16 protein-coding genes, 1 pseudogene and 1 riboswitch are annotated in these 19513 nt (G+C 61.1%); all 17 genes and pseudogenes read left to right on the top strand.

What is annotated here, in order from left to right; genetic code table 11:
• Positions 1–107: 107 nt before the first annotated feature.
• The gene (lepB, locus tag D8M41_RS11905) at positions 108–1859 is read left to right on the top strand and encodes a signal peptidase I (protein WP_238693468.1); all 1752 of its coding nucleotides are present in this window, start codon (positions 108–110) and stop codon (positions 1857–1859) included.
• 9 nt (positions 1860–1868) lie between these two features.
• The gene (locus tag D8M41_RS04790) at positions 1869–2660 is read left to right on the top strand and encodes a ribonuclease HII (RefSeq protein WP_126926497.1); all 792 of its coding nucleotides are present in this window, start codon (positions 1869–1871) and stop codon (positions 2658–2660) included.
• Positions 2650–2952, top strand: a pseudogene (locus D8M41_RS04785) (DUF2469 domain-containing protein); the annotation flags it as partial. The gene D8M41_RS04790 and the pseudogene D8M41_RS04785, both read left to right, overlap by 11 nt.
• A 507-nt stretch (positions 2953–3459) precedes the next feature.
• Positions 3460–3891 (top strand): YraN family protein, encoded by a 432-nt coding sequence (locus D8M41_RS04780; RefSeq protein ID WP_126926496.1) that lies wholly within the window; start codon positions 3460–3462, stop codon positions 3889–3891.
• On the top strand, positions 3891–5432 hold the full coding sequence (locus D8M41_RS04775) for a YifB family Mg chelatase-like AAA ATPase (RefSeq protein WP_126926575.1): 1542 nt from the start codon (positions 3891–3893) through the stop codon (positions 5430–5432). The genes D8M41_RS04780 and D8M41_RS04775 overlap by 1 nt, the downstream gene beginning before the upstream one ends.
• Positions 5433–5494: 62 nt before the next feature.
• Entirely contained in the window at positions 5495–7048 is a 1554-nt protein-coding gene (gene dprA / locus D8M41_RS04770) for a DNA-processing protein DprA (RefSeq protein ID WP_126926495.1), read from the top strand.
• Positions 7049–7193: 145 nt separating this feature from the next.
• Entirely contained in the window at positions 7194–8261 is a 1068-nt protein-coding gene (locus D8M41_RS04765; protein ID WP_126926494.1) for a tyrosine recombinase XerC, read from the top strand.
• Between the two features lie 213 nt (positions 8262–8474).
• On the top strand, positions 8475–9374 hold the full coding sequence (locus D8M41_RS04760) for an ACP S-malonyltransferase (RefSeq protein WP_037237413.1): 900 nt from the start codon (positions 8475–8477) through the stop codon (positions 9372–9374).
• A gap of 41 nt (positions 9375–9415) precedes the next feature.
• Complete coding sequence (locus tag D8M41_RS04755) at positions 9416–10441, top strand: beta-ketoacyl-ACP synthase III (RefSeq protein WP_126926493.1); 1026 nt, start codon at positions 9416–9418, stop codon at positions 10439–10441.
• Positions 10442–10673: 232 nt separating this feature from the next.
• Positions 10674–10916 (top strand): acyl carrier protein, encoded by a 243-nt coding sequence (locus D8M41_RS04750; protein ID WP_006887911.1) that lies wholly within the window; start codon positions 10674–10676, stop codon positions 10914–10916.
• Positions 10917–11011: 95 nt separating this feature from the next.
• A complete protein-coding gene (fabF, locus tag D8M41_RS04745) occupies positions 11012–12283 on the top strand; it encodes a beta-ketoacyl-ACP synthase II (RefSeq protein ID WP_037237465.1) in 1272 nt (423 codons plus the stop codon).
• 399 nt (positions 12284–12682) lie between these two features.
• Positions 12683–14488 (top strand): YncE family protein, encoded by a 1806-nt coding sequence (locus tag D8M41_RS04740; RefSeq protein WP_126926492.1) that lies wholly within the window; start codon positions 12683–12685, stop codon positions 14486–14488.
• 7 nt (positions 14489–14495) lie between these two features.
• A riboswitch (FMN riboswitch) is annotated at positions 14496–14634 on the top strand.
• A gap of 147 nt (positions 14635–14781) precedes the next feature.
• Entirely contained in the window at positions 14782–15501 is a 720-nt protein-coding gene (gene pnuC, locus D8M41_RS04735; protein WP_126926491.1) for a nicotinamide riboside transporter PnuC, read from the top strand.
• Positions 15501–16751 carry a bifunctional diaminohydroxyphosphoribosylaminopyrimidine deaminase/5-amino-6-(5-phosphoribosylamino)uracil reductase RibD gene (gene ribD / locus D8M41_RS04730; protein ID WP_126926490.1) on the top strand — a complete coding sequence of 417 codons (1251 nt, stop codon included), beginning with the start codon at positions 15501–15503 and terminating at the stop codon, positions 16749–16751. The genes pnuC and ribD overlap by 1 nt, the downstream gene beginning before the upstream one ends.
• 120 nt (positions 16752–16871) lie before the next feature.
• The gene (gene ribB / locus D8M41_RS04725) at positions 16872–18158 is read left to right on the top strand and encodes a 3,4-dihydroxy-2-butanone-4-phosphate synthase (RefSeq protein ID WP_126926489.1); all 1287 of its coding nucleotides are present in this window, start codon (positions 16872–16874) and stop codon (positions 18156–18158) included.
• Entirely contained in the window at positions 18155–18955 is an 801-nt protein-coding gene (locus tag D8M41_RS04720; protein ID WP_094758085.1) for a GTP cyclohydrolase II, read from the top strand. The genes ribB and D8M41_RS04720 overlap by 4 nt, the downstream gene beginning before the upstream one ends.
• 57 nt (positions 18956–19012) lie before the next feature.
• Positions 19013–19486 carry a 6,7-dimethyl-8-ribityllumazine synthase gene (gene ribH / locus D8M41_RS04715; protein ID WP_037237396.1) on the top strand — a complete coding sequence of 158 codons (474 nt, stop codon included), beginning with the start codon at positions 19013–19015 and terminating at the stop codon, positions 19484–19486.
• Positions 19487–19513: the final 27 nt, after the last annotated feature.

Below are 19513 nucleotides of genomic sequence, written 5' to 3'. Positions count from 1 at the left end.
ATATATACACTATGGTTTCTTTGTAAACCATTTATTTTGTCTACCCGGTGTTTAACACCCTTTACAATGGCATGTGAACCATATGTCCTCTCAGAAAGGTCTTTGGCATGGCTGAACAGAATGAGCCTCAGGGAACGGACGCGGAGTACCAGCCGCGCACGCGCCGTGAGCGTCGTGAACTTGAGAAGCGGTCCCGTAAAGCCGTTCGCGCCCAGAACAGCGAGAACGCTGCTGACGCTACGGGTGCGCCCTCCGGCAGGCGTTTCGGCCGCCACGCCAAGTACTCCAGCGACGCTTCGGGAACTGAGTCTCAGCCAGCCAACGTAACGGGGGCATCAGGCAGCGCGCGTACCCAAGAGACGGAAACATCACAAGCGGCACAGTCAGGCTCGTCGCGGCGGTTCAGGTTCGGTCGCCATGCTGCCCCTGAACAGCCCGTTGAAGCGGACACCCCGCAGCCCCAGTCGGATCCAGAACCTCAGCAGCAGACCCCTGAAACTCAGGAAAAACCGCAACAACCCGTAGCGAACTTTTGGGATAACGTCAGCGCGCCCACTAAATCAAATGTTTTTACTGAGCGCAGCACCCACGCCTCAGACAGTGATGACGACTCCGCTAACACCGCTGAGCAGTCCGATGGTTCAACCCATGTAGCCACCTCCAAATGGCTCAATAGCCTCAAAAAGGCACAGGGCGCAGACTCTGCGCCGCAGACCGGCATTATTGAGACACAGCCCCTTAAACTCAAAAAAAGCTTCCTCAAAAACGGCTACCTGGGGTACAGCACTATGGGCGAAAACACGCCCCAGCAGAGCTCAGAAGCTCTCGACGCAGGCTACAGTGCCCCCAACGAGCCGCAGCAGGGTAACAACAGCAACGGGTCCGTCACCGAGCCCGCAGCAGATACAGACCCGGACCGCACCGTCAGCATTAACCCCGTGAAACGCAGCAGGCCCTCACGGAAACCTGTCTCCCGCGATACACGTTCTATTTCGCGCACCACGCGCCCCGCATCCCGCAATACGGCCCCGCAACAGACTCTTTACGAAAACCCCGTGCGGCCTAAGCACCTGGGGACGGGGGCATACTCCTCAGACGATTACGACTATGAGTATGAGGACGAGCGCAGCACCAAGAAGTCCAAGAAGAAAGACAAAAAGCCCGAACTAACCCTCAAACAGGCTCGCGAAGAAGGCCGGATGGGTGAGTGGGCATGGACCACATTCCGTGAATCGGCCATGGTGGTGGTGTACGCGTTGGTGATTGCGTTCATCATTAAAACGTTCCTGGTGCGCGGCTACTACATTCCCTCCGGGTCGATGGAGAACACCCTGCAGGTGAACGACCGGGTCTTTATCAACGCCGCCGGGTCATATTTCGGTAGCCCGAACCGTGGCGACGTGGTGGTGTTCAAAGACTCCCAAGGGTGGATCGACTCAGCCCAGAAGAAGAGCAACCCCATTAATGACGCCCTCACATTCGTGGGCATATTACCGGACACCTCCTCAAATTACCTCGTTAAACGCGTCATCGGTAAGCCCGGTGACCGTGTTGAAGGTGATGGGAAAGGCAAAATCAAGGTGAACGGTGTAGAAATCAGCGAGCCTTACCTGCACCCGGGCTCCAACCCGTCCGATGTGCCGTTCTCGGTCACTGTTCCCAACGACTCATACTTCGTGCTGGGTGATCACCGTGACCACTCCGCTGACTCGCGCTACCACATTGGGGATGGGCACGCATTCGTCAAACGCGGCGATATTCAGGGCAACGTGTTCGTTATCGCCTGGCCGATCAACCGCGTTGGCCTAATGACGAACCAGTCCGATGTTTTCAAATCAGTGCCCGAACCCTCCAAGTAGGGCAGCGGCATGACTGGCTCACAGGCACCGGCCGCCACTTTAGAGCACGAACATGACCTGTTCGCGGCCGGCTACCAGCTTGTGGCTGGGGTGGACGAAGTAGGCCGCGGCTCTCTTGCCGGTGTTCTCAGTGTTGGGGTGGCCGTTATTGGGGCCCAGGCGCAGCTGCAGGTGGCGGGGCTGATTGACTCCAAAGCCCTCTCACCTGCGCGCCGAGAAAAAATGGTGCCCGAGATCCGACGATGGTGCCTCAACGCCGTGGGGCACGTGAGTCCCGCAGAGATTGACGAACTGGGCATGACCCTTTCCCTGCGTTTAGCGGCACAGCGGGCACTCGCGCGCTTAGGGCGTGAGGGGACAACACCTGAAGTGGTGCTCCTGGACGGTAAACACGACTGGCTCAGTGTCCCCGCCCCCGACCTTTTCGGGCATCAGGATCCCGCGCACCAGCGGTACGAAGAGCTTCTGCAGCAGGCGTGGGGGCACAGAAATACGCCCTGGCAGGGGCCGGTTCACACCATTATTAAGGGAGATTACCGGTGCGCCTCCATTGCGGCCGCATCTGTATTAGCTAAAGTGGAACGAGACGGGTTGATGCGCGACCTTGCCGCCCGCTACCCGGAATACGGGTGGGAGAATAATAAAGGCTACGGGTCTGCGGCACACCGCGCCGCTATTAGTGAGCACGGGCCCAGCCCGCTGCACAGGCTCACGTGGGCGCTACCGGCAGACGAACAACAGGTACGGATGGCTTATCAACGGCGTCACGCCGAGAACGGGGTAAACGAGAATGAGCGCTGAAGAACTTGAAAACTACGAGACCGATGCGCAGCTGGCGCTATACCGGGAGTACCGCGACGTCATGTCGCTTTTCACCCACGCGGTTGATACTGACCGCCGTTTCTACCTGGCAAATCATGTTGAGGTCATTCCCCGGGTGAGCGATGGAACCGTCTACTTTGAGGTGCTCATGAGCGACGTGTGGGTGTGGGATGTGTTCCGCACCAACCGGTTTGTGAAGACCGTACGGGTTCTCTCAACGCACGACGTGAACGTGGAAGAACGCCTGCCGAACCAGGAATTTTCAATCCCCGATATGGGGGTGCGCACACTCTTTGACGCGGCAGAAAACACCGGTATGGTGAGCGAGGCTGAGAGCCAGCCAGAAAGTAACGCGCAGCCGCAGGACGCCTCCGATGCCCGGCGGCGCGGCCCCGAAACTGACGGGTAATATCACGACTCCAACGGGTACTAGGGGCACTCGAAAGCCCGCAGCATCTGCTGGCTTAAAAACATACTTTGAAAGTTTCGGGCAGACCGGGTGTCTGCCCGAAACTTTTATGCTCGCGTGAGGTGCCTGCAACGGGCCGCTCATAAAAACGTCACATTTCTTCACAATAAGAGTCTTAAACCACATTTTGAAGCACGAAATAGTATAAAACGCCTGTGGATACGACATCTGGCCCCGCACCGGGTGAGTTATCCACAGGCCCCGCTGTCTCTCTAGCGAATATCCGCGTACTTCAGGCACAGTACACGTACCCGCACGGTGCACAACACCGGGCGGGCCTGCCCCGGTACGCCAACGAAAAGAGAGACCATGACATCCCCAAAGAAACCCACCCGCGCCGCTGCCTGCACGCGCAGCCAGCCCAAGGCACACGCCGTAGGCCGCTGGGGCGAAGACCTTGCCGCGCGCATCCTCGAAACCAACGGGTACCGGCTGCTCGACCGGAATTGGCGTCTTCCCGCGGGCTACGAAGGGGAACGCGCCCACGGCGAGATCGACGCCATCGCTATCGACCCCGACGATGAACTGGTCTTCATAGAAATCAAAACCCGCACCGACAGCGGCTTCGGGCACCCCCTGGAAGCCATCGGTAAAGACAAGGCACGCCGCACCCGTGAGCTTGCCATCCTCTGGTGCCGCCAGCGCGAGACCCTGGACTTCGGGCACTTCCGCATTGACGCAGTCAGCATACTAGGAACCCCCGAACAGTTCACTTTTGAACACCTCAAGGGGGTGGCATGATGGGGTTCGCCCGTACCTACTCCGTGGCGCTTGTGGGGCTGCGGGGGCACATCGTCGAAGTAGAGGCGGACGTCTCCTCAGCCCTGCCGTCTTTCGTACTCCTTGGGCTGCCGGATACCGCGCTGAACGAATCAAAAGAGCGGGTGCGCTCAGCCGCCAAAAACTCCGGGATTGGGCTCACCCAACACCGACTCACCATTAACCTCACCCCCGCAACCCTGCCTAAGAAAGGCTCCGGGTTTGATGTGGCGATGGTGGTAGCGGCCCTGCAAGCCGAGAAAAAACTCAAACCCAGCGGTGACTGCGTTTTCCTTGGCGAAGTCGGGCTAGACGGGTCGATTCGGCCCATACCCGGCATACTGCCCGCTGTTAAAGCCGCAGCTGATGCCGGGCACTCTCGGGTAGTGGTACCCGCCCAGAATATGCACGAGGCAGCACTCATCCCCGGGATACAGGTCAGTGGGTTCAGGTGCCTCGCCGAAATATTTGTGGCCCTGGGCGCCTCAGCTGAGAACCTCAAATACCCGCCCGAGAGCGTGCGGGAGCAGCCCACCGCCGAAATCCCCGAACACGGTATCCCCTCAGATATGTCGGACGTTGCCGGGCAAGCCCAAGGGAGATTCGCCCTCGAAATCGCCGCCGCTGGAGGGCACCACCTGCTCTTTACGGGGCCACCCGGGTCTGGAAAGACCATGCTCGCAGAACGGCTGCCGAGCATCCTGCCGCCACTTGATGATGACGCAGCCATGGAAGTAACCGCCATCCGTTCTCTCACCGCAGGCGGCACACCGCTGCGCGAACTGGTACGCACCCCACCGTTTGAGGCACCACACCACAGCGCCTCCGCCCCGGCGATCCTTGGGGGAGGCAGCGGCATTCCCCGCCCCGGATGCGTCTCAAAAGCCCACCGCGGCGTGCTGTTCCTGGATGAGGCGCCGGAATTTAAACGCACCGTACTCGACTCGCTACGCCAGCCGCTAGAGAACGGTGAGATCGTGCTCGACCGTTCAGCGGCCTCAGCCACCTACCCGGCACGGTTTCAGCTGATACTTGCCGCGAACCCCTGCCCATGCGGTATGAACGTAGGAACCGGAACCGAGTGCACCTGCACCCCGCGTGAACGGCGAGGCTACTTCGGGAAACTCTCAGGCCCGCTGCTGGACCGCATTGACCTGAACCTGTCAGTACCCAAAGTCTCTTCAGCGGAACTGGCCAGCGGCGAGCGCGGTGAGGCGTCGGCCCTCATCAGGGAGCGAGTGATGACCGCCCGAGCCGCTCAACGCGAACGCCTGGGCCGTTTCGGGATGCGGGTGAACGCTGAAGCGAACGGGAAGATTCTGCGCGGTCCTCTGCGACTGGATGCCCCACTCACCCGAGAGCTTAACCGGGCAGTCGATCGGGGCGTGCTCACCGCCAGGGGCTACGACCGGGTGCTGCGTACCGCGTGGACACTGAGCGACCTTGACGGGACCGTCAGCCCCCAGCGTGAGCATATGGAGCTTGCACTGTTCCTGCGGCAGCAGGGCAGCGGGGCGATCTAGGGGCCCGGCAGGGCATAACGCAGGTCAGCAGTCAGATAGTTATTCTTCGGAAAGGACGAAAAATGCATAAAAATAACCGTGTGGTTCAGCAGGAAAACCGTGGCCACAGTACTAAGACGCAGCCCTCCACCGGTGTACCAGCACCGCAGGAACCAGCCCTGAACATTTTCGGTCTTGATACCACCGCCCTCACGCGCCTCTGCGCGCACCGGCGGAGGCTGCTCCAAGAACTGGGCGGGCGGCGCATCCCCGACGGGGCACAGGAGCCCCCCTGGCGCTGGGCGCTTCACCCGCAGGCTGAGGCCGAACCCCCGCAGCTCTTCGACCCGCACCTTCCCGCCGAAGCCCTTGAAACGCAGGGGATTGAGTACCTGCGCCTGTGCAGGGCGCTCATGATGCGTCTAGCGGAACCAGCCGATAACATTGTGGCGCAGGCGCTTACCGCCTTCGGCCCAGCCTTTACCGCCCATGTGCTCGCCAGCGGAGGCCGCATTCCGCATAGTGTGTGGGAAAACGGTGAACCCGACCCGGTACTGCATGCCATTCTGATGCAGCGTTCACCCGGGTACCGCCCGGGAGAACACGAAACAACCCGCGAAGAGCTTGAGAAAGCGCTCGCGGCCCGCAGCAAACGTTGGGCTCGGCGTGCTTTGAGCCCGCTGCGTGAATACGAACTGGCGCTTGCGTGCGGTGCGTGGCTGGCGATCCCTGAAGACGATGACTACCCTCGTTCTCTTGACGATTTGGGGCCTGCGGCCCCTTATGGCCTGTGGGGCAAGGGGGAGCGCAGTAAGCTGCGGGTGCTGGCGGATCATCATCACAGCAGTGTCGCCCTGGTGGGCTCACGGGACGCTACCCAGTATGGGCAGGCGGTTACCGCGCATCTGAGCTCTGAACTTGCCGAGCACGGGTGCACTATTATTTCGGGAGGCGCATACGGCGTTGATATTGCCGCGCACCGTGCAGCTTTGGGGGCTGGCACAGGGGAGCTGCCCACTGTTGCTCTCATGGCTGGTGGACTTGATCATTTTTATCCGGCGCAGAACACAGCCACCCTACAGGTGATTGCCCGCGACGCCCTGGTACTTAGCGAGGTTTCGATTGGCAACACCCCCACGCGGTGGCGGTTTTTGGAACGTAACCGGCTGATCGCGGCGTTAGCGGCGCACACTGTGGTTGCTGAGGCCCGGTGGCGTTCGGGCGCGCTCAACACGGCGCATCACGCCCTGGAAATAGGGCGGCAGGTGTGGGCTGTGCCGGGGCAGATTGACGCCCCGAACTCGGTGGGGTGTAACCGGCTCATAAGAGATGCCCACGCGCAGATCCTCACCGAAGCGCAAGACCTGCTTGAGGCCGGGGCCGGGTTCGACGCTGAACATGAAGACGCTGCCCAAGACGCTGGCGTGCAGTATCCGACAGATTCCCTCACTGAGGCACAGAACAGGCTGTGGGATTCGCTGGCGGTCACTGCCTACCGTACTGTGGACGATATTGCGGTGCGGGTTGGGTTGGATGCCCGCACGGTCATGCTGCAGTTGGGGGCACTCGACCGTTTGGGTCTTGCCCAGAGTAACGGGCAGGGGTGGCGGAAGGTACGCCTTAAAACCGCCGCATAACCTCCCTCTGGTGCGCGGCGGCTACAATGGGGAAAGCAGTGGGGCCAGCCGTTTTAGCCCCCTTCATAACGCACCATTGGGGGCGTTGTGTGGGTGAGAAGAAGTAAGGCCCCGCACCTAGTCGGCTAAACCATGAGGGGAGCATATGGACGGTAACCAGGGTTCACCAACCGGTCCCGACGCGCTTCGGGACAGCACCACCTTGCTTCTGGCCACCAGGCGCCTTCCTCACCTGCTCCAAACCCCCGGTGTTGCGCCCGGTTCGCCGGTGCCGGGTGCATCCGCCCCCACCCTTGAGGTGTACCGTCCCCATCTGCAACAGTTTGAACGCTACCTGCGCTATGAGAAGCACCGCTCTGAGCAGACCGTGCGCTCCTACATTTCCGATCTTGAAGGGTTTTTAGGGTTCGCTGCGCGGCGGGGCGTGAGCACGCTCGAAGCTATTGACATTACGCTGATCCGCGAATGGCTGGGAGCGATGCACCTGAGGCAGAACTCCAAAGCCACGGTGGCCCGGCGCGGCTCAACCCTGCGCACCTTCTTCACCTGGGCGCAGGATGAAGAACTGATTATTGATAACCCCACCCGCGGGATGAGCACCCCAAAACGTGACCGTCACCTGCCGTCCGTGCTGTCTCAGGCACAAATGAACCAGCTGCTGGACGAGCTGCAGCAGCGGCACCGCCAAAACCCCACTGATGCCCGCCTGCTGCGCCTGTGGGCTGTGGTTGAGGTGCTGTACGCCTCTGGGATGCGTATCTCGGAGCTGACGGGTCTTGACCTGCACAGTGTGGATCGAGCCAATAGGACGGTGCGGGTGCTTGGCAAAGGCAATAAGGAACGCATCGTGCCGCTGGGTGTTCCGGCAATGAAAGCACTCAATAGGTGGGTGGCGCACGGGCGGCCCCAGTGGATTCCTGAAGGGTCCCGTAATGTAACCGCCCTCTTCATTGGCCCGCGCGGGCGGCGCGCCAACCCCCGGCAGGTGCGTGAAGACCTCAGCCGGTTACTGCGCACCCTTGAGAATTCTGAAGCTTCCGGTGCGCACGTGCTGCGTCATTCCGCAGCAACGCACCTGGTTGATGGCGGCGCCGATATTCGCACCGTGCAGGAACTCTTGGGGCATTCCTCACTTGCCACCACACAGATCTACACTCACGTCTCCATGAAACGGCTGGCCGAAACCTACGCCCGGGCGCACCCCCGCGCCTGAGCTGCCTCGCATCACAAACCAGTCCCGCCCTTTAGACCCGGAGTCTAAAAATATGTGCTGCGGGTAAAATATTCTGCCGGAAAACCCCGTAAAACCATCCCGGAAGTTTATGCGCAGGCTGAACGCGCGGTAGCATAGTATGCGAACACTTACCCAGGCGCAGCATTACAAGGCGCCGCAGACTGATATGACACAAAGACAGAGAGGCGAGCGATGCGTGCACTCGTATGCCCCGGTCAGGGCTCCCAGAAGAAGAGCTTTTTGAGCCCCTGGCTCGAAATAGACGGGGTGCGTGAGCATCTGCAGCGGCTCTCTGACGCGGCGGGTATTGACCTGATCCACTACGGCACTGAAGCCGAAGAAGAAACCATTAAAGACACCGCCATTGCGCAGCCGCTCATTGTTGCTGCAGGTATTGTTACTGGGCGCAAAGTTCTGCAGAAGCTGGGGGAGTCCAAGCTCATTCTCGCCGGGCATTCCGTAGGTGAAATTACCGCCGCCGCGCTGGCGGGCGTGCTCACCGAAGAAGACGCCATGCGTTTTGTGCGGGTGCGAGCCACCGGCATGGCGCAGGCCGCCGCCGCATCACCCACCGGCATGGCCGCGGTGCTTGGTGGTGTTGAGCAGGATGTGCGGCAAGCTATTGATGAGGCTGCGCTGGTAGCCGCCAATTCTAACGGGGCGGGGCAGATCGTCGCTGCAGGCCCCCTTGAAGCTATTGAGGCATTCGCCGCCAACCCGCCCGCCCGAGCCCGTGTGATCCCGCTGAAAGTAGCAGGCGCATTCCACACCCAGGCGATGGCCCCCGCCGTGGAGCCGCTGGCCGCTTTCGCCGCAGAGCTGACCGTGAACGATCCCGCCTACGAGTTGCTGAGCAACCGTGACGGCGAGCGCATTAGCACGGGCCGGGAATTTGTAGATAGCCTTGTTTCGCAGGTCACCAGCCCCGTGCGCTGGGACCGGTGTATGAGCACGCTCATGGCCGCCGAGGTAGACAGTATTATTGAGGTGGCTCCCGCTGGCACCCTGGTGGGTCTTGCTAAACGGGCCATGCGCGGGGTACCGTCGGCAGCGGTGAACACCCCTGAAGATCTTGAAGCTGTTACCGTTTAGATTCCGGTTGCTACCACATAGGACGTGAAGGAAGACCTCTTTTGACTACTCTCAAACAGAACGAGATGAACCGTTACTCCCGCATCCTCGGCTACGGTGCCGCCCGCGGCGAGGTACTGGTGCACAATAACGACATTGTTGAGGCCATTAACTCTTCGGATGAGTGGATTACCCAGCGCACCGGTATCTCAACCCGTCACCGTGCGAGCGAGAACCAGTCTGTGGCGGATTTGGCGTTTGGCTCCGCACATGATGCGCTCGCCGCTGCGGGGGTTGAGGGCGCGGATATTGGTGCGGTGATTGTTTCAACCATCTCGCACCCCTACGCGACTCCTTCTTTGGCGACGTTGGTTGCGGAGGAGATCGGGTCAAAATGCCCCGCCTACGATATTTCGGCGGCGTGCGCCGGTTTCTGTTACGGGATCGCGCAGGCGGACGCGTTGGTGCGTTCGGGCGCGGCGCAGTATGTGCTGGTGATTGGTGTGGAGAAGCTGTCCGATTTTATTGATAATACCGAGCGCTCCATTTCGTTCCTGCTGGGTGACGGTGCGGGCGCGGCGGTTGTGGGTGTTTCGGATGAGCCGGGGATCGCCCCGACCGTGTGGGGCTCTGACGGGTCCCGGTGGGGAACCGTGGGGATGACTCACTCTTTGTTGGATATCCGTAACCGTGATTTTACGCAGAACCCCGTGGGTGAGGGCGAGAAGATTTGGCCCACGCTGCGCCAGGATGGGCCGTCGGTGTTCCGCTGGGCGGTGTGGGAGATGGCGAAGGTTGCCCAGCAGGCCCTTGAGGCTGCGGGTATTACCGCCGACGAGCTGGGGGCGCTTATCCCGCATCAGGCGAATGCGCGTATTATCGACCAGATGGCGAAGACCCTGAAGCTTCCCGAGAGCGTGGCTATCGCTCGAGATATTGCGGATGCAGGGAATACCTCTGCGGCGTCTGTGCCGTTGGCGGCGCACCGTCTGCTGCGGGAAAACCCTGAGCTGTCGGGTAAATTTGCTTTGCAGATCGGCTTTGGTGCCGGTTTGGCGTTTGCTGCTCAGGTGGTTGTCTTACCGTAGACTGTGCCGCTGTGAGGCTGGGCCGGAAACGGTGCGGTGAGGGCGGTGAACCTAAAACTTTCCGTGTTCTGGACGCCCCGTGTGCGGCGGCCAGGATTTTCGGGAAAACACCGGGTTTATCGTGTGCATTGAGCGCACAGACACGATAAACTCATGTAGTATGTGTGCGCCTGTTGGGCGTGCCAGGGAAAAGCGGTCTTGCAACCGTGTTGAACAATAAAGGAGCCCCTCAATGGCTAACAAAGAAGAGATCCTTGCTGGTCTGGCAGAAATCGTGAACGAAGAGACCGGCGTTGAGGTTGAGGACGTTCAGCTGGATAAGTCCTTTACCGAGGACTTGGACATCGACTCCATCTCAATGATGACTATCGTTGTGAACGCCGAGGAGAAGTTCGAGGTGACCATTCCGGACGAAGAGGTGAAGAACCTTAAGACCGTTGGTGACGCTGTCGAGTTTATCGAGAACGCCTCCTAAAACAGAAACTGCAGGCGATGGGCGCGGGCCGCACACGCACCGCGCCCATACGTTTATTTCTCTCACCCACCGATATACATGAAGAAAGTGTGAAGATGTCTCGAAAAGTGCTGGTGACCGGCCTCGGCGCGACCACCCCCATTGGCGGCGACGTCCCCACCACTTGGGCGAACGCCCTTAAAGGTGTTTCGGGTATTACGACGATCGACGAGCCCTGGGTTGAAGAATATGATCTTCCGGTCTACATTGCAGGCCGTGTGGCTGTTCCCGCGCAGGAGTCCGAGAGGCTGAGTAAGGTTGAGGCGAAACGCCTTGACCCTTCGGGGCAGCTCGCCCTCATTGCTGCACGTGAGGCGTGGGAAGACGCCGGGTTCTCCGGCCCTGACGCCGAATCTGCTAAGGAAACAGATCCTGTGCGCACCGGTGTTGCTTTCGGCACGGGTATCGGTGGCGTGTGGACTCTGCTGGATGCATGGGATACCCTGCGGGAGAAAGGGCCGCGTCGTGTGCTGCCGATGACCGTGCCGATGCTCATGCCTAACGGGAATGCTGCAGCGGTTTCCATGAGTTTGAAGGCTCGCGCGGCGGCGCAGACCGTGGTGTCGGCGTGTGCGTCGTCGACGGAGGCCATGGAGCTGGGCGTTGAGATGATCCGCACCGGCAAGGCCGACGTTGTGGTGGTGGGCGGCTCTGAGGCCGCTATTCACCCGCTGCCGATGGCAGCATTCGCTAAAATGCAGGCGCTTTCTTCCCGCAATGATGAGCCGCAGAAGGCATCCCGTCCTTACGATACAGACCGTGACGGGTTCGTCATGGGTGAGGGCGCGGCGGCAATGGTGCTGGAGTCACAGGAGCACGCTCAGGCGCGTGGCGCTCGGGTATATGCGGAATTGGCAGGTACCGGCGTCTCAGCTGACTCGTACCATATTACCGCCCCGGACCCGGATGCTTTGGGGGCTACGCGTGCCCTGCGGGAGGCTCTTGAGGATGGGCAGATCGACCCGCAGTCTGTGGTGCATATTAATGCGCACGCGACCTCAACACCGGCCGGTGACCTTCCCGAAGCCACGGCAATGCACGCGGCGTTTGGGGAGCATACGAAGAACATTGCGGTCTCGGCCACGAAGTCAATGACCGGGCATCTGCTGGGCGGAGCGGGCGCGCTGGAGGCAGTGCTGACTGTGCTGGCCCTGCACCACCGCAAGGCGCCCTGCACGATTAACCTGGAGAATAAGGATCCGCAGATCGACCTGGATGTGGTGACCGACGCCAGGGATCTTCCCTCGGGCGAGATCGTGGGCTTGTCGAATTCTTTCGGGTTTGGCGGACATAACGCTGTGGTGGCGTTCCGTTCGGTCGAAAACTAACCGGGGATAGTCCTGATGCGGACAGGTGGGCGCGGGCAGCCGTGTGCACCCGCCGAGAAGTTCTAACATCAGTGTGCCTCTGGTACGCGGAGATATTCTTACACTACGAATGTAATGGTGCGCGGTTTCCCTGCCGTTTGGCGGGGCAGCCGCGCACCTTGTTCTGTTGTTTGCGGTCTGTTGCCGCATTATATGGTAATAATCTTCGGGGAATGTCTGGTGCCGGGCGGGTGCGTGCTGGTAGGGTGAAGAACTACCATTGCACTGAAAAATTATCACCGCACTGAGAAATCACCATTGCGCTGAGAACGTCACAGCGCTGAGGAACCCCGACTGTAGTCGAGGGTACCCACCGGGTTCACCAGGTGATAGTGCCCGAACATGCTGAGGATAAACACCATGCCGCTGCCCACTGCCTCCTCCGAAGCATCCGCCCCCGCTGAATATTCGGGCGGGTTTGAGACTCCCGATGAGCACTCCACTGCCGCAGCATGCTCGTACCGTTCGGTGCGGGTGCACGCCCAGCAGGCCCAAGGGCTGCCCGGGCAGTATTTGGCCGCATACTCGGCAAAGACTCATAAGCTGTATGTGAGCAGCATCTTTAATTTCACCCCCGCCCACGGTTCGACCGTGGCCACTATCGCCCGCGTAAACCCGCAGACACTGCAGATTGAGGCGACCGCTAAAATGCCGGTCACCGAAGAGATCCGCACCGAACTTGCGGGGCAGTACCAGTTCCGGGGTGCCTTCGGTATTGATATTGATGATGAGCACGGCACCATCTGGGTGAGCGACGCCAGTTCCTATGCCGTGACCGTGTACCGCCAGGACGCCTTAGAGCAGGGCACCCTGCAACCAGTATGGACCAGCTACGACCCCGCGAAGGGGCTGTTTGAGCAGGATATTAAACACCCCCGTGAGGTGTATGTGGATGCGGCTAACGGCAAAGCGTTCGTGACTGGGATGGGCGGTTTCTGGGTGATTGACACCGCCACCTTTGAGGTTCAGAAAGTGGACCCGGCCCCGGGTGTACTCTCGCACCCGATGACAATCGATCGGGATACTCACAGCGGGAATCTCTACATGGGGGACTACTACCTGGATCAGGTGTATGAGGTAGACCCCACCAGCCATACGGTGGTGCGCACCCTACCCGTACCGGCGGGGGACGTTATGCATTTTGGGCGGGTAAAAGTGCACGGTGTGGTGACAGACCACGCCCTGAACGAAATATATGTGTCAACGCAGGGGTATGAGGGGAAGAACACCGGGGTGCACGTGCTGGATAAGACCACCGGCGAGCTGAAGCATTTTATCCGGTACGGGGTGACCCCCACCGATATGGTGATTGATGAGAAACGGCACCTGATCTACCTGGGGGATTTCGGGGCGGCCCACACCGCAGAACCCAGTGGTGGGACGGTTGCGGTGATTGATGCGTGCGCCGGTATCGTGGTCGGGCAGGTGCGGGTGGCCTCGGCAAAAATTAACCACCTGACCCTGCTGCCGGATGGCTCTGTGGTGGTGCTCGATAAGGCGGGTGATCATAGGGGCGTCACGGTCGATTTCCATATTGATGCGCTCACCGGCGAGTTCACCCCCTCATCCGTTGATACCCATTCGGGGGAACAGACCCGTATTGACGCTGATAGCCTCACAAAAATCTCGGTGCAGGATACCGGGACGAAACCCGGGACGGTGCGCTCTCACCGCGTGATACCCCTGGCGACGGGAACCAGCGGCGACGGCTCCACGGTGGGGATGCCCGCAGTGGTGGTACCCGGGCAGACCGTGGAAATTTCGGGGCTCGGCTGGGCTGCTGGCGAGAAACGCCACCCGGATCTGCCGCCCACCTACCCGGCCCTTAAAATCCCCGCCCAGCTGAGGGTGAAGGCTGACGGTGACATAGTGCGCGAGTTCCAAGCAAAACAGCTGGCCCTTGATACGTACTTCATCACCGATTTTCGGGTTCCTAAGACCTGGAAGCCCGGTCAGGAACACACCATCACCATCGAATCCGCCACCGAGCCGGTGCAGTCCGCCTCTGTCACAGTGCGCGTAGCCGAATATCCTCAGGAGCAGACGGTTCGCGAATGCGTTGCCTGCGAGCAGCCGGATACGCACCCCACCGTGACCCCGTTCGCAGGGTACCCGGCTGCGGGCGGGCACCGTGAGAATCCTCGCGTTCAGGTGTGCGATAATTGAGGCGTTCAATCGTGCTCCGGGGTCGGTGAAATTCCGAACCGGCGGTGATAGTCCGCGAACCGCACCTGCCGTGAGAAGGCATGGCGCGGCCGAACCGGTGAAATTCCGGTGCCGACAGTACAGTCTGGATGGTAGGCAGCACGAGCAAAAATAGTGGAGGACGCGCCCACACTCGCCGCCCGGCTCGGCGGCAGTGCCGTGCGTATCCGGTACCGTCGAGCAGTAAAGGCTCGGTTGGGGCATGTTTTTGTTCTCCCCGGGGCCGCCGCGATCTGCAGCTCGAAAGGGAGAAAATGGAATTTCTGCGGTGGCTCTTCGACGCACAGTTCCATGTGGGGAACCAGTCCCTGCTGGTGCGCGAAGTTCTCGGTAACGCGTTTGGCCTGGCATCGGCGCTGGGCGGGATGCGGCGTAAGGTGTGGGCGTGGCCGGTGGGTATTATCGGTAACCTGCTGCTATTCACCGTTTTTATGGGGGCGTTTTTTGGCAGCCCCAACCCCGTGAACATGCTGGGTCAGGCGGGACGGCAGCTCATGTTCATCACCGTATCGGTGTGGGGCTGGTACCGGTGGCGGCAAACCCGCGTAACAGAAGGTGCACACGCTCAAGGTACGGCGGTCATACCGCAGTGGGCCTCCGGGTGGGAACGGGCGGGACTAATCGCCGTAATGGCCGCAGGGACTGTGGGTCTCACCCCGGTATTTCGGGCAATGGGCTCGTATGAGCCGGTGTGGTCTGACGCCTGGATTTTTACCGGTTCGCTGCTGGCAACCTACGGTATGGCACGCGGCTGGGTTGAATTCTGGCTCATCTGGGTGGCTGTAGACCTGGTGGGTGTGCCGCTGTTGTGGGGCGCCGGGTATTACGCCACCTCGCTCATGTACGTGTTTTATGGGTGTTTCACCCTTGTCGGGTTTTTTGTGTGGTGGCGTACCCGCAACCGGGAAACACAGCGTACCCGTGTGCAAACGCAGTTCCCGGATATTACGGTCAAGGTGGAGGCGAGTAAATAATGGTTTCGGTAACGCACACTCCAGTGAATGATCTTGACTATTCCGCCGCGGAGTACGGGCATGTGGACGGCGTACCCTCCCCGTACACGTTCAGCATCCCGGATGGGCCCCTCACCGATGAGCAGGCGATGCGTTTGGCGTTAGACGCTGCACGGTGCGGTATTCGCGGGGCGAACCCGCTGGTGGGTGCGGTTATTACGGGCACGGACGGGCGGGTGCTGCACGTGGGCTGGCACCGCGGGGCAGGCACCCCTCACGCTGAAGCGGATGCACTGGCGCAGGCACGGGCGGCAGGTACCGATCTGAGGGGTGCAAGTATGTATGTGAGCCTTGAGCCGTGCAACCACACCGGGCGCACCGGGCCCTGTTCACACGCGATTGTGGCCGCAGGGGTGCGGCGTGTGCGCTACGCTTACCCCGATACTACCTCCGCCGCCGGGGGAGCGGCGCATCTGCGCAGTAACGGTGTGGATGCGCAGCTGATGGAAGGGTTTTCAGCTGACTCGTACCTGCTGAATGAGCGCTGGTTTATTGCCGCCGCCGAGCGCCGCCCGTTTATTACGGCTAAATCGGCTTCCACCCTGGATGGGTTTATTGCTGCCGCTGATGGCACCAGCAAGTGGATTACCGGCCCCGCCGCCCGCATTGATGGGCACCTGGTACGCCACCGTGCCGATGCGGTCATGATCGGGACCCGCACCGCCCTTACGGACGACCCTTCCTTGGATGCCCGCCGCAGCGACGGGAGCCGTTTTACGAAGCAGCCTCTGCGGGTGGTGATGGGCCGACGCGAAATCCCTGAATCCTACCGTATTCGCGGGCTTGCAGCAGAAGGCCCGTACGACCCGGACCCTGACCGGTTTTTGCAGGTGTTCACCCACGACCCGTTTGAACTGCTGAGCACCCTGTACGATCGCGGGGTGCGGCACCTTATGATTGAGGGCGGCCCCGGCATGGTGGGGTTATTCGCGGGTGAAGATCTGGTTGATGAGATGATCTGGTACCGCGCGCCCCTGCTGCTGGGGCACGGCAAGAGCGCCGTGTACCGTCTTAGTACCGGCACCCTGGCCAATGCCCCACGGCTGCACCTGGACGATCTGGGGATGTTCCCGGCTGTGCGGGTGCTGGGGGCAGATACCGCAACTCACCTGGTTCCGGTTCCGCGCGGCGACTACCAGAACCCCGGGGCCAGGCGGGTACTGGAACGGTGCACAGAGTGCTACGCCCCCGAGCCCCGCGAGGACGGGTGAGGGCTGCATCATAAGAGGGCGCATCCGCAGAGTGAAAAGTTAGCCGGAACGGGAATAAACCGGCGCGTGTGCGCCGTTAGAATGGATTGGGTGCCACTAGCTGGCGTGACGAGGAGAGAAATGTTTACAGGAATTATTGGTGCTTTAGGCACTGTAGAGTCGGTGACGCCGGTTCTGGACGCTCAGGGTAGAGATACTGGTGCCGCGCACATCACCATTAACGCTGGTGATATTGTTGCCGATCTGGGGCACGGCGGTTCGCTGGCCGTTAACGGTGTGTGCCTGACCGCCATTGACCTTCCCCACCTGAGCGAAGGGCAGTTTAGGGCCTACGCCATGGGTGAGACTCTGGCCCGCACCAACCTGGGGGCTCTCGTACCCGGTTCGCACGTGAACCTTGAACGGTGCATGCCCGCAGGCGGCCGTTTTGACGGGCACGTGGTACAGGGGCACGTTGATGGAACCGCAACCGTCGTCTCGGTGACGGATCATGATGCGTGGCGTACTGTCCGCTTCGCCGTGCCCGCCGAGTTCGCCCCATATTTGGTGCAGAAGGGGTCAATTACGGTCTCGGGTGTTTCGCTGACCGTCACCGCCGTCTCCGGCCCCGCCCAGAAGCAGCACTGGTTCGAAGTTGGGCTGATCCCCGAAACCCTCGCCGCCACTAACCTGGGGGAGCTCACCGTGGGGGACACCGTGAACCTGGAAACTGATGCACTAGCCAAGTATGTGGGACGCCTGCTGGCATTCGACACCCCGCAGGCGCGGGAGCACACCGCCGCGAACGGGCCCGGCCGGACACTCGATACGGTTCAGAGCGCAGTCGATGCGATTGCCGCCGGGGGCGCAGTAGTCGTGGTAGATGATGAGAGCCGCGAGAATGAGGGCGATATTATTTTTGCGGCCGAACACGCCACCGAGCAGCTGATGGGTTTCACCGTGCGGCACACCTCCGGGGTGATTTGCGCCCCGATGAGCGCCTCCCGCGCCGATAAGCTGAACCTGCCCCCGATGCTCGCCCATAATGAGGACCCGAAAGGTACCGCCTACACTGTCTCATGTGACGCGCGTATGGGGGTCAGCACCGGTATTAGCGCCGCCGACCGTGCCCGTACCGTCCGGGTACTGGCCGACCCGTCTGCAACCCCAACCGATATTACCCGTCCAGGACATATTTTCCCGCTCCGCGCGGTAGCAGGCGGTGTGGCCCAGCGCCCCGGGCATACCGAAGCAGCCGTGGAACTGTGCCGTGCCGCGGGGCTTTCGGGGGTGGGCGTTATCGCCGAGCTGGTGCACGATGACGGCTCAATGATGCGTTTCGACGCGCTGCGGGCTTTCGCTACCGAACACAGCCTGCCGATGGTCTCTATCGAAGATCTCATCGCCTACCTGAAGGAGGGCGCATGAGCCCAGAACCGAAACCTGCCGCTTCCACGGGGCAGGGCTGGGAGGGCCTGAACCTTCCCCCGGAGCAGGAGCAGACCGTTGCGGACGCCGCCGCATCCTACATCGCCTCACCCCTGGATACGGTACCGATGCCCAGCCCGCAGCTGATCGAAACCACCTATGAGGTGCCGGTTCCCACCCCGCACGGTGTATTTGGTGTACGCGCCTGGCTTTTCGCCGACGGCGCCGAACATATTACCGCCCGCGCCCTCAACGATGACGGAACCCCCACCCCGTTCACCGGCACAGGCACGGAGCCGCCAGCACCCGCAGTGCGCATCCACTCGGAGTGCGCCACCGGCGACATTTTTGGTTCGTACCGGTGCGATTGCGGTCCGCAGCTTGAAAACGGCCTGCGCATTATCGCCCAGCAGGGCGGCTGGCTCGTGTACACCCGCAACCATGAGGGGCGCGGCATTGGGCTGATCAATAAACTGCGGGCCTACCGGCTGCAGGACGCTGGCCTTGATACGGTAGACGCGAACCTGGCGCTTGGCCTGGACGCCGACATGCGCGACTATACGCAGGCATCAGTGATTTTGCAGGAGTTGGGCGCCGAACGTATCCGGCTGGTGTCAAATAACCCGGCTAAGGTTCAGGCGCTCGCCGAGCTGGGGGTTGAGGTTCTTGAGATGATACCCGATGAGGTGCCCGCCCGCGCCGAGAACACCCGGTATTTAGCGACTAAACGCGACCGGATGCGGCACCAACTGGTGGGCCCCAGGAATACACACCCCAACCACCCCCACAACCACTAATACCCTGAAAACACCAGAACTACACGTAGGTTCTGAAACAACCCGAAGGAGAACACCATGAGCGGCGCAGGCGCGGCAGATACCACCCTCACCCCCGAAGACTACCGAGGTTTTAAACTCGCTATTGTGGCAGCCAGCTGGCACACCCAGGTTATGGACGGGCTGCTGGACGGTGCCCGGCGGGCCGCAGCGGATGCCGGTGTAGAACCCACTATTGTGCGTGTTCCGGGCACATTCGAACTACCTGTGGCGGCCACCCGCCTGGCTGAGAAGTACGACGCGATTGTGGCGTTGGGGGTTGTGATCCGCGGCGGCACCCCGCACTTTGACTACGTGTGCCAGGGCGCTACCAGCGGCCTGACCGATGTGTCTGTGCTCACTGGCCGCCCTGTGGGGTTTGGTGTTCTCACCTGCGATAATGAGCAGCAGGCACTGGACCGCGCGGGCCTGCCCGGCTCCTCCGAGGACAAAGGGTATGAGGCCACAGCGGCGGCGCTGCAGACCGCCGCCACCCTGAAAAACCTCCCGTAAAGCTGCCCGCCCCGCCCCGGCGGAGCA

The sequence above is a fragment of the Rothia sp. HSID18069 genome (assembly GCF_003989155.1).
GTDB lineage: Bacteria > Actinomycetota > Actinomycetes > Actinomycetales > Micrococcaceae > Rothia > Rothia aeria.
The sequence above is the reverse complement of the archived record's forward strand: the minus strand, read 5'-3'. Positions and strand labels throughout refer to the sequence as shown.

What these genes read in the sequence shown, in the direction of transcription:
- lepB (WP_238693468.1), top strand. Translation starts at nt 108, where the DNA reads ATGGCTGAACAGAATGAGCCTCAGGGAACGGACGCGGAGTACCAGCCG.
- D8M41_RS04790 (WP_126926497.1), top strand. Translation starts at nt 1,869, where the DNA reads ATGACTGGCTCACAGGCACCGGCCGCCACTTTAGAGCACGAACATGAC.
- D8M41_RS04780 (WP_126926496.1), top strand. Translation starts at nt 3,460, where the DNA reads ATGACATCCCCAAAGAAACCCACCCGCGCCGCTGCCTGCACGCGCAGC.
- D8M41_RS04775 (WP_126926575.1), top strand. Translation starts at nt 3,891, where the DNA reads ATGGGGTTCGCCCGTACCTACTCCGTGGCGCTTGTGGGGCTGCGGGGG.
- dprA (WP_126926495.1), top strand. Translation starts at nt 5,495, where the DNA reads ATGCATAAAAATAACCGTGTGGTTCAGCAGGAAAACCGTGGCCACAGT.
- D8M41_RS04765 (WP_126926494.1), top strand. Translation starts at nt 7,194, where the DNA reads ATGGACGGTAACCAGGGTTCACCAACCGGTCCCGACGCGCTTCGGGAC.
- D8M41_RS04760 (WP_037237413.1), top strand. Translation starts at nt 8,475, where the DNA reads ATGCGTGCACTCGTATGCCCCGGTCAGGGCTCCCAGAAGAAGAGCTTT.
- D8M41_RS04750 (WP_006887911.1), top strand. Translation starts at nt 10,674, where the DNA reads ATGGCTAACAAAGAAGAGATCCTTGCTGGTCTGGCAGAAATCGTGAAC.
- fabF (WP_037237465.1), top strand. Translation starts at nt 11,012, where the DNA reads ATGTCTCGAAAAGTGCTGGTGACCGGCCTCGGCGCGACCACCCCCATT.
- D8M41_RS04740 (WP_126926492.1), top strand. Translation starts at nt 12,683, where the DNA reads ATGCCGCTGCCCACTGCCTCCTCCGAAGCATCCGCCCCCGCTGAATAT.
- pnuC (WP_126926491.1), top strand. Translation starts at nt 14,782, where the DNA reads ATGGAATTTCTGCGGTGGCTCTTCGACGCACAGTTCCATGTGGGGAAC.
- ribD (WP_126926490.1), top strand. Translation starts at nt 15,501, where the DNA reads ATGGTTTCGGTAACGCACACTCCAGTGAATGATCTTGACTATTCCGCC.
- ribB (WP_126926489.1), top strand. Translation starts at nt 16,872, where the DNA reads ATGTTTACAGGAATTATTGGTGCTTTAGGCACTGTAGAGTCGGTGACG.
- D8M41_RS04720 (WP_094758085.1), top strand. Translation starts at nt 18,155, where the DNA reads ATGAGCCCAGAACCGAAACCTGCCGCTTCCACGGGGCAGGGCTGGGAG.
- ribH (WP_037237396.1), top strand. Translation starts at nt 19,013, where the DNA reads ATGAGCGGCGCAGGCGCGGCAGATACCACCCTCACCCCCGAAGACTAC.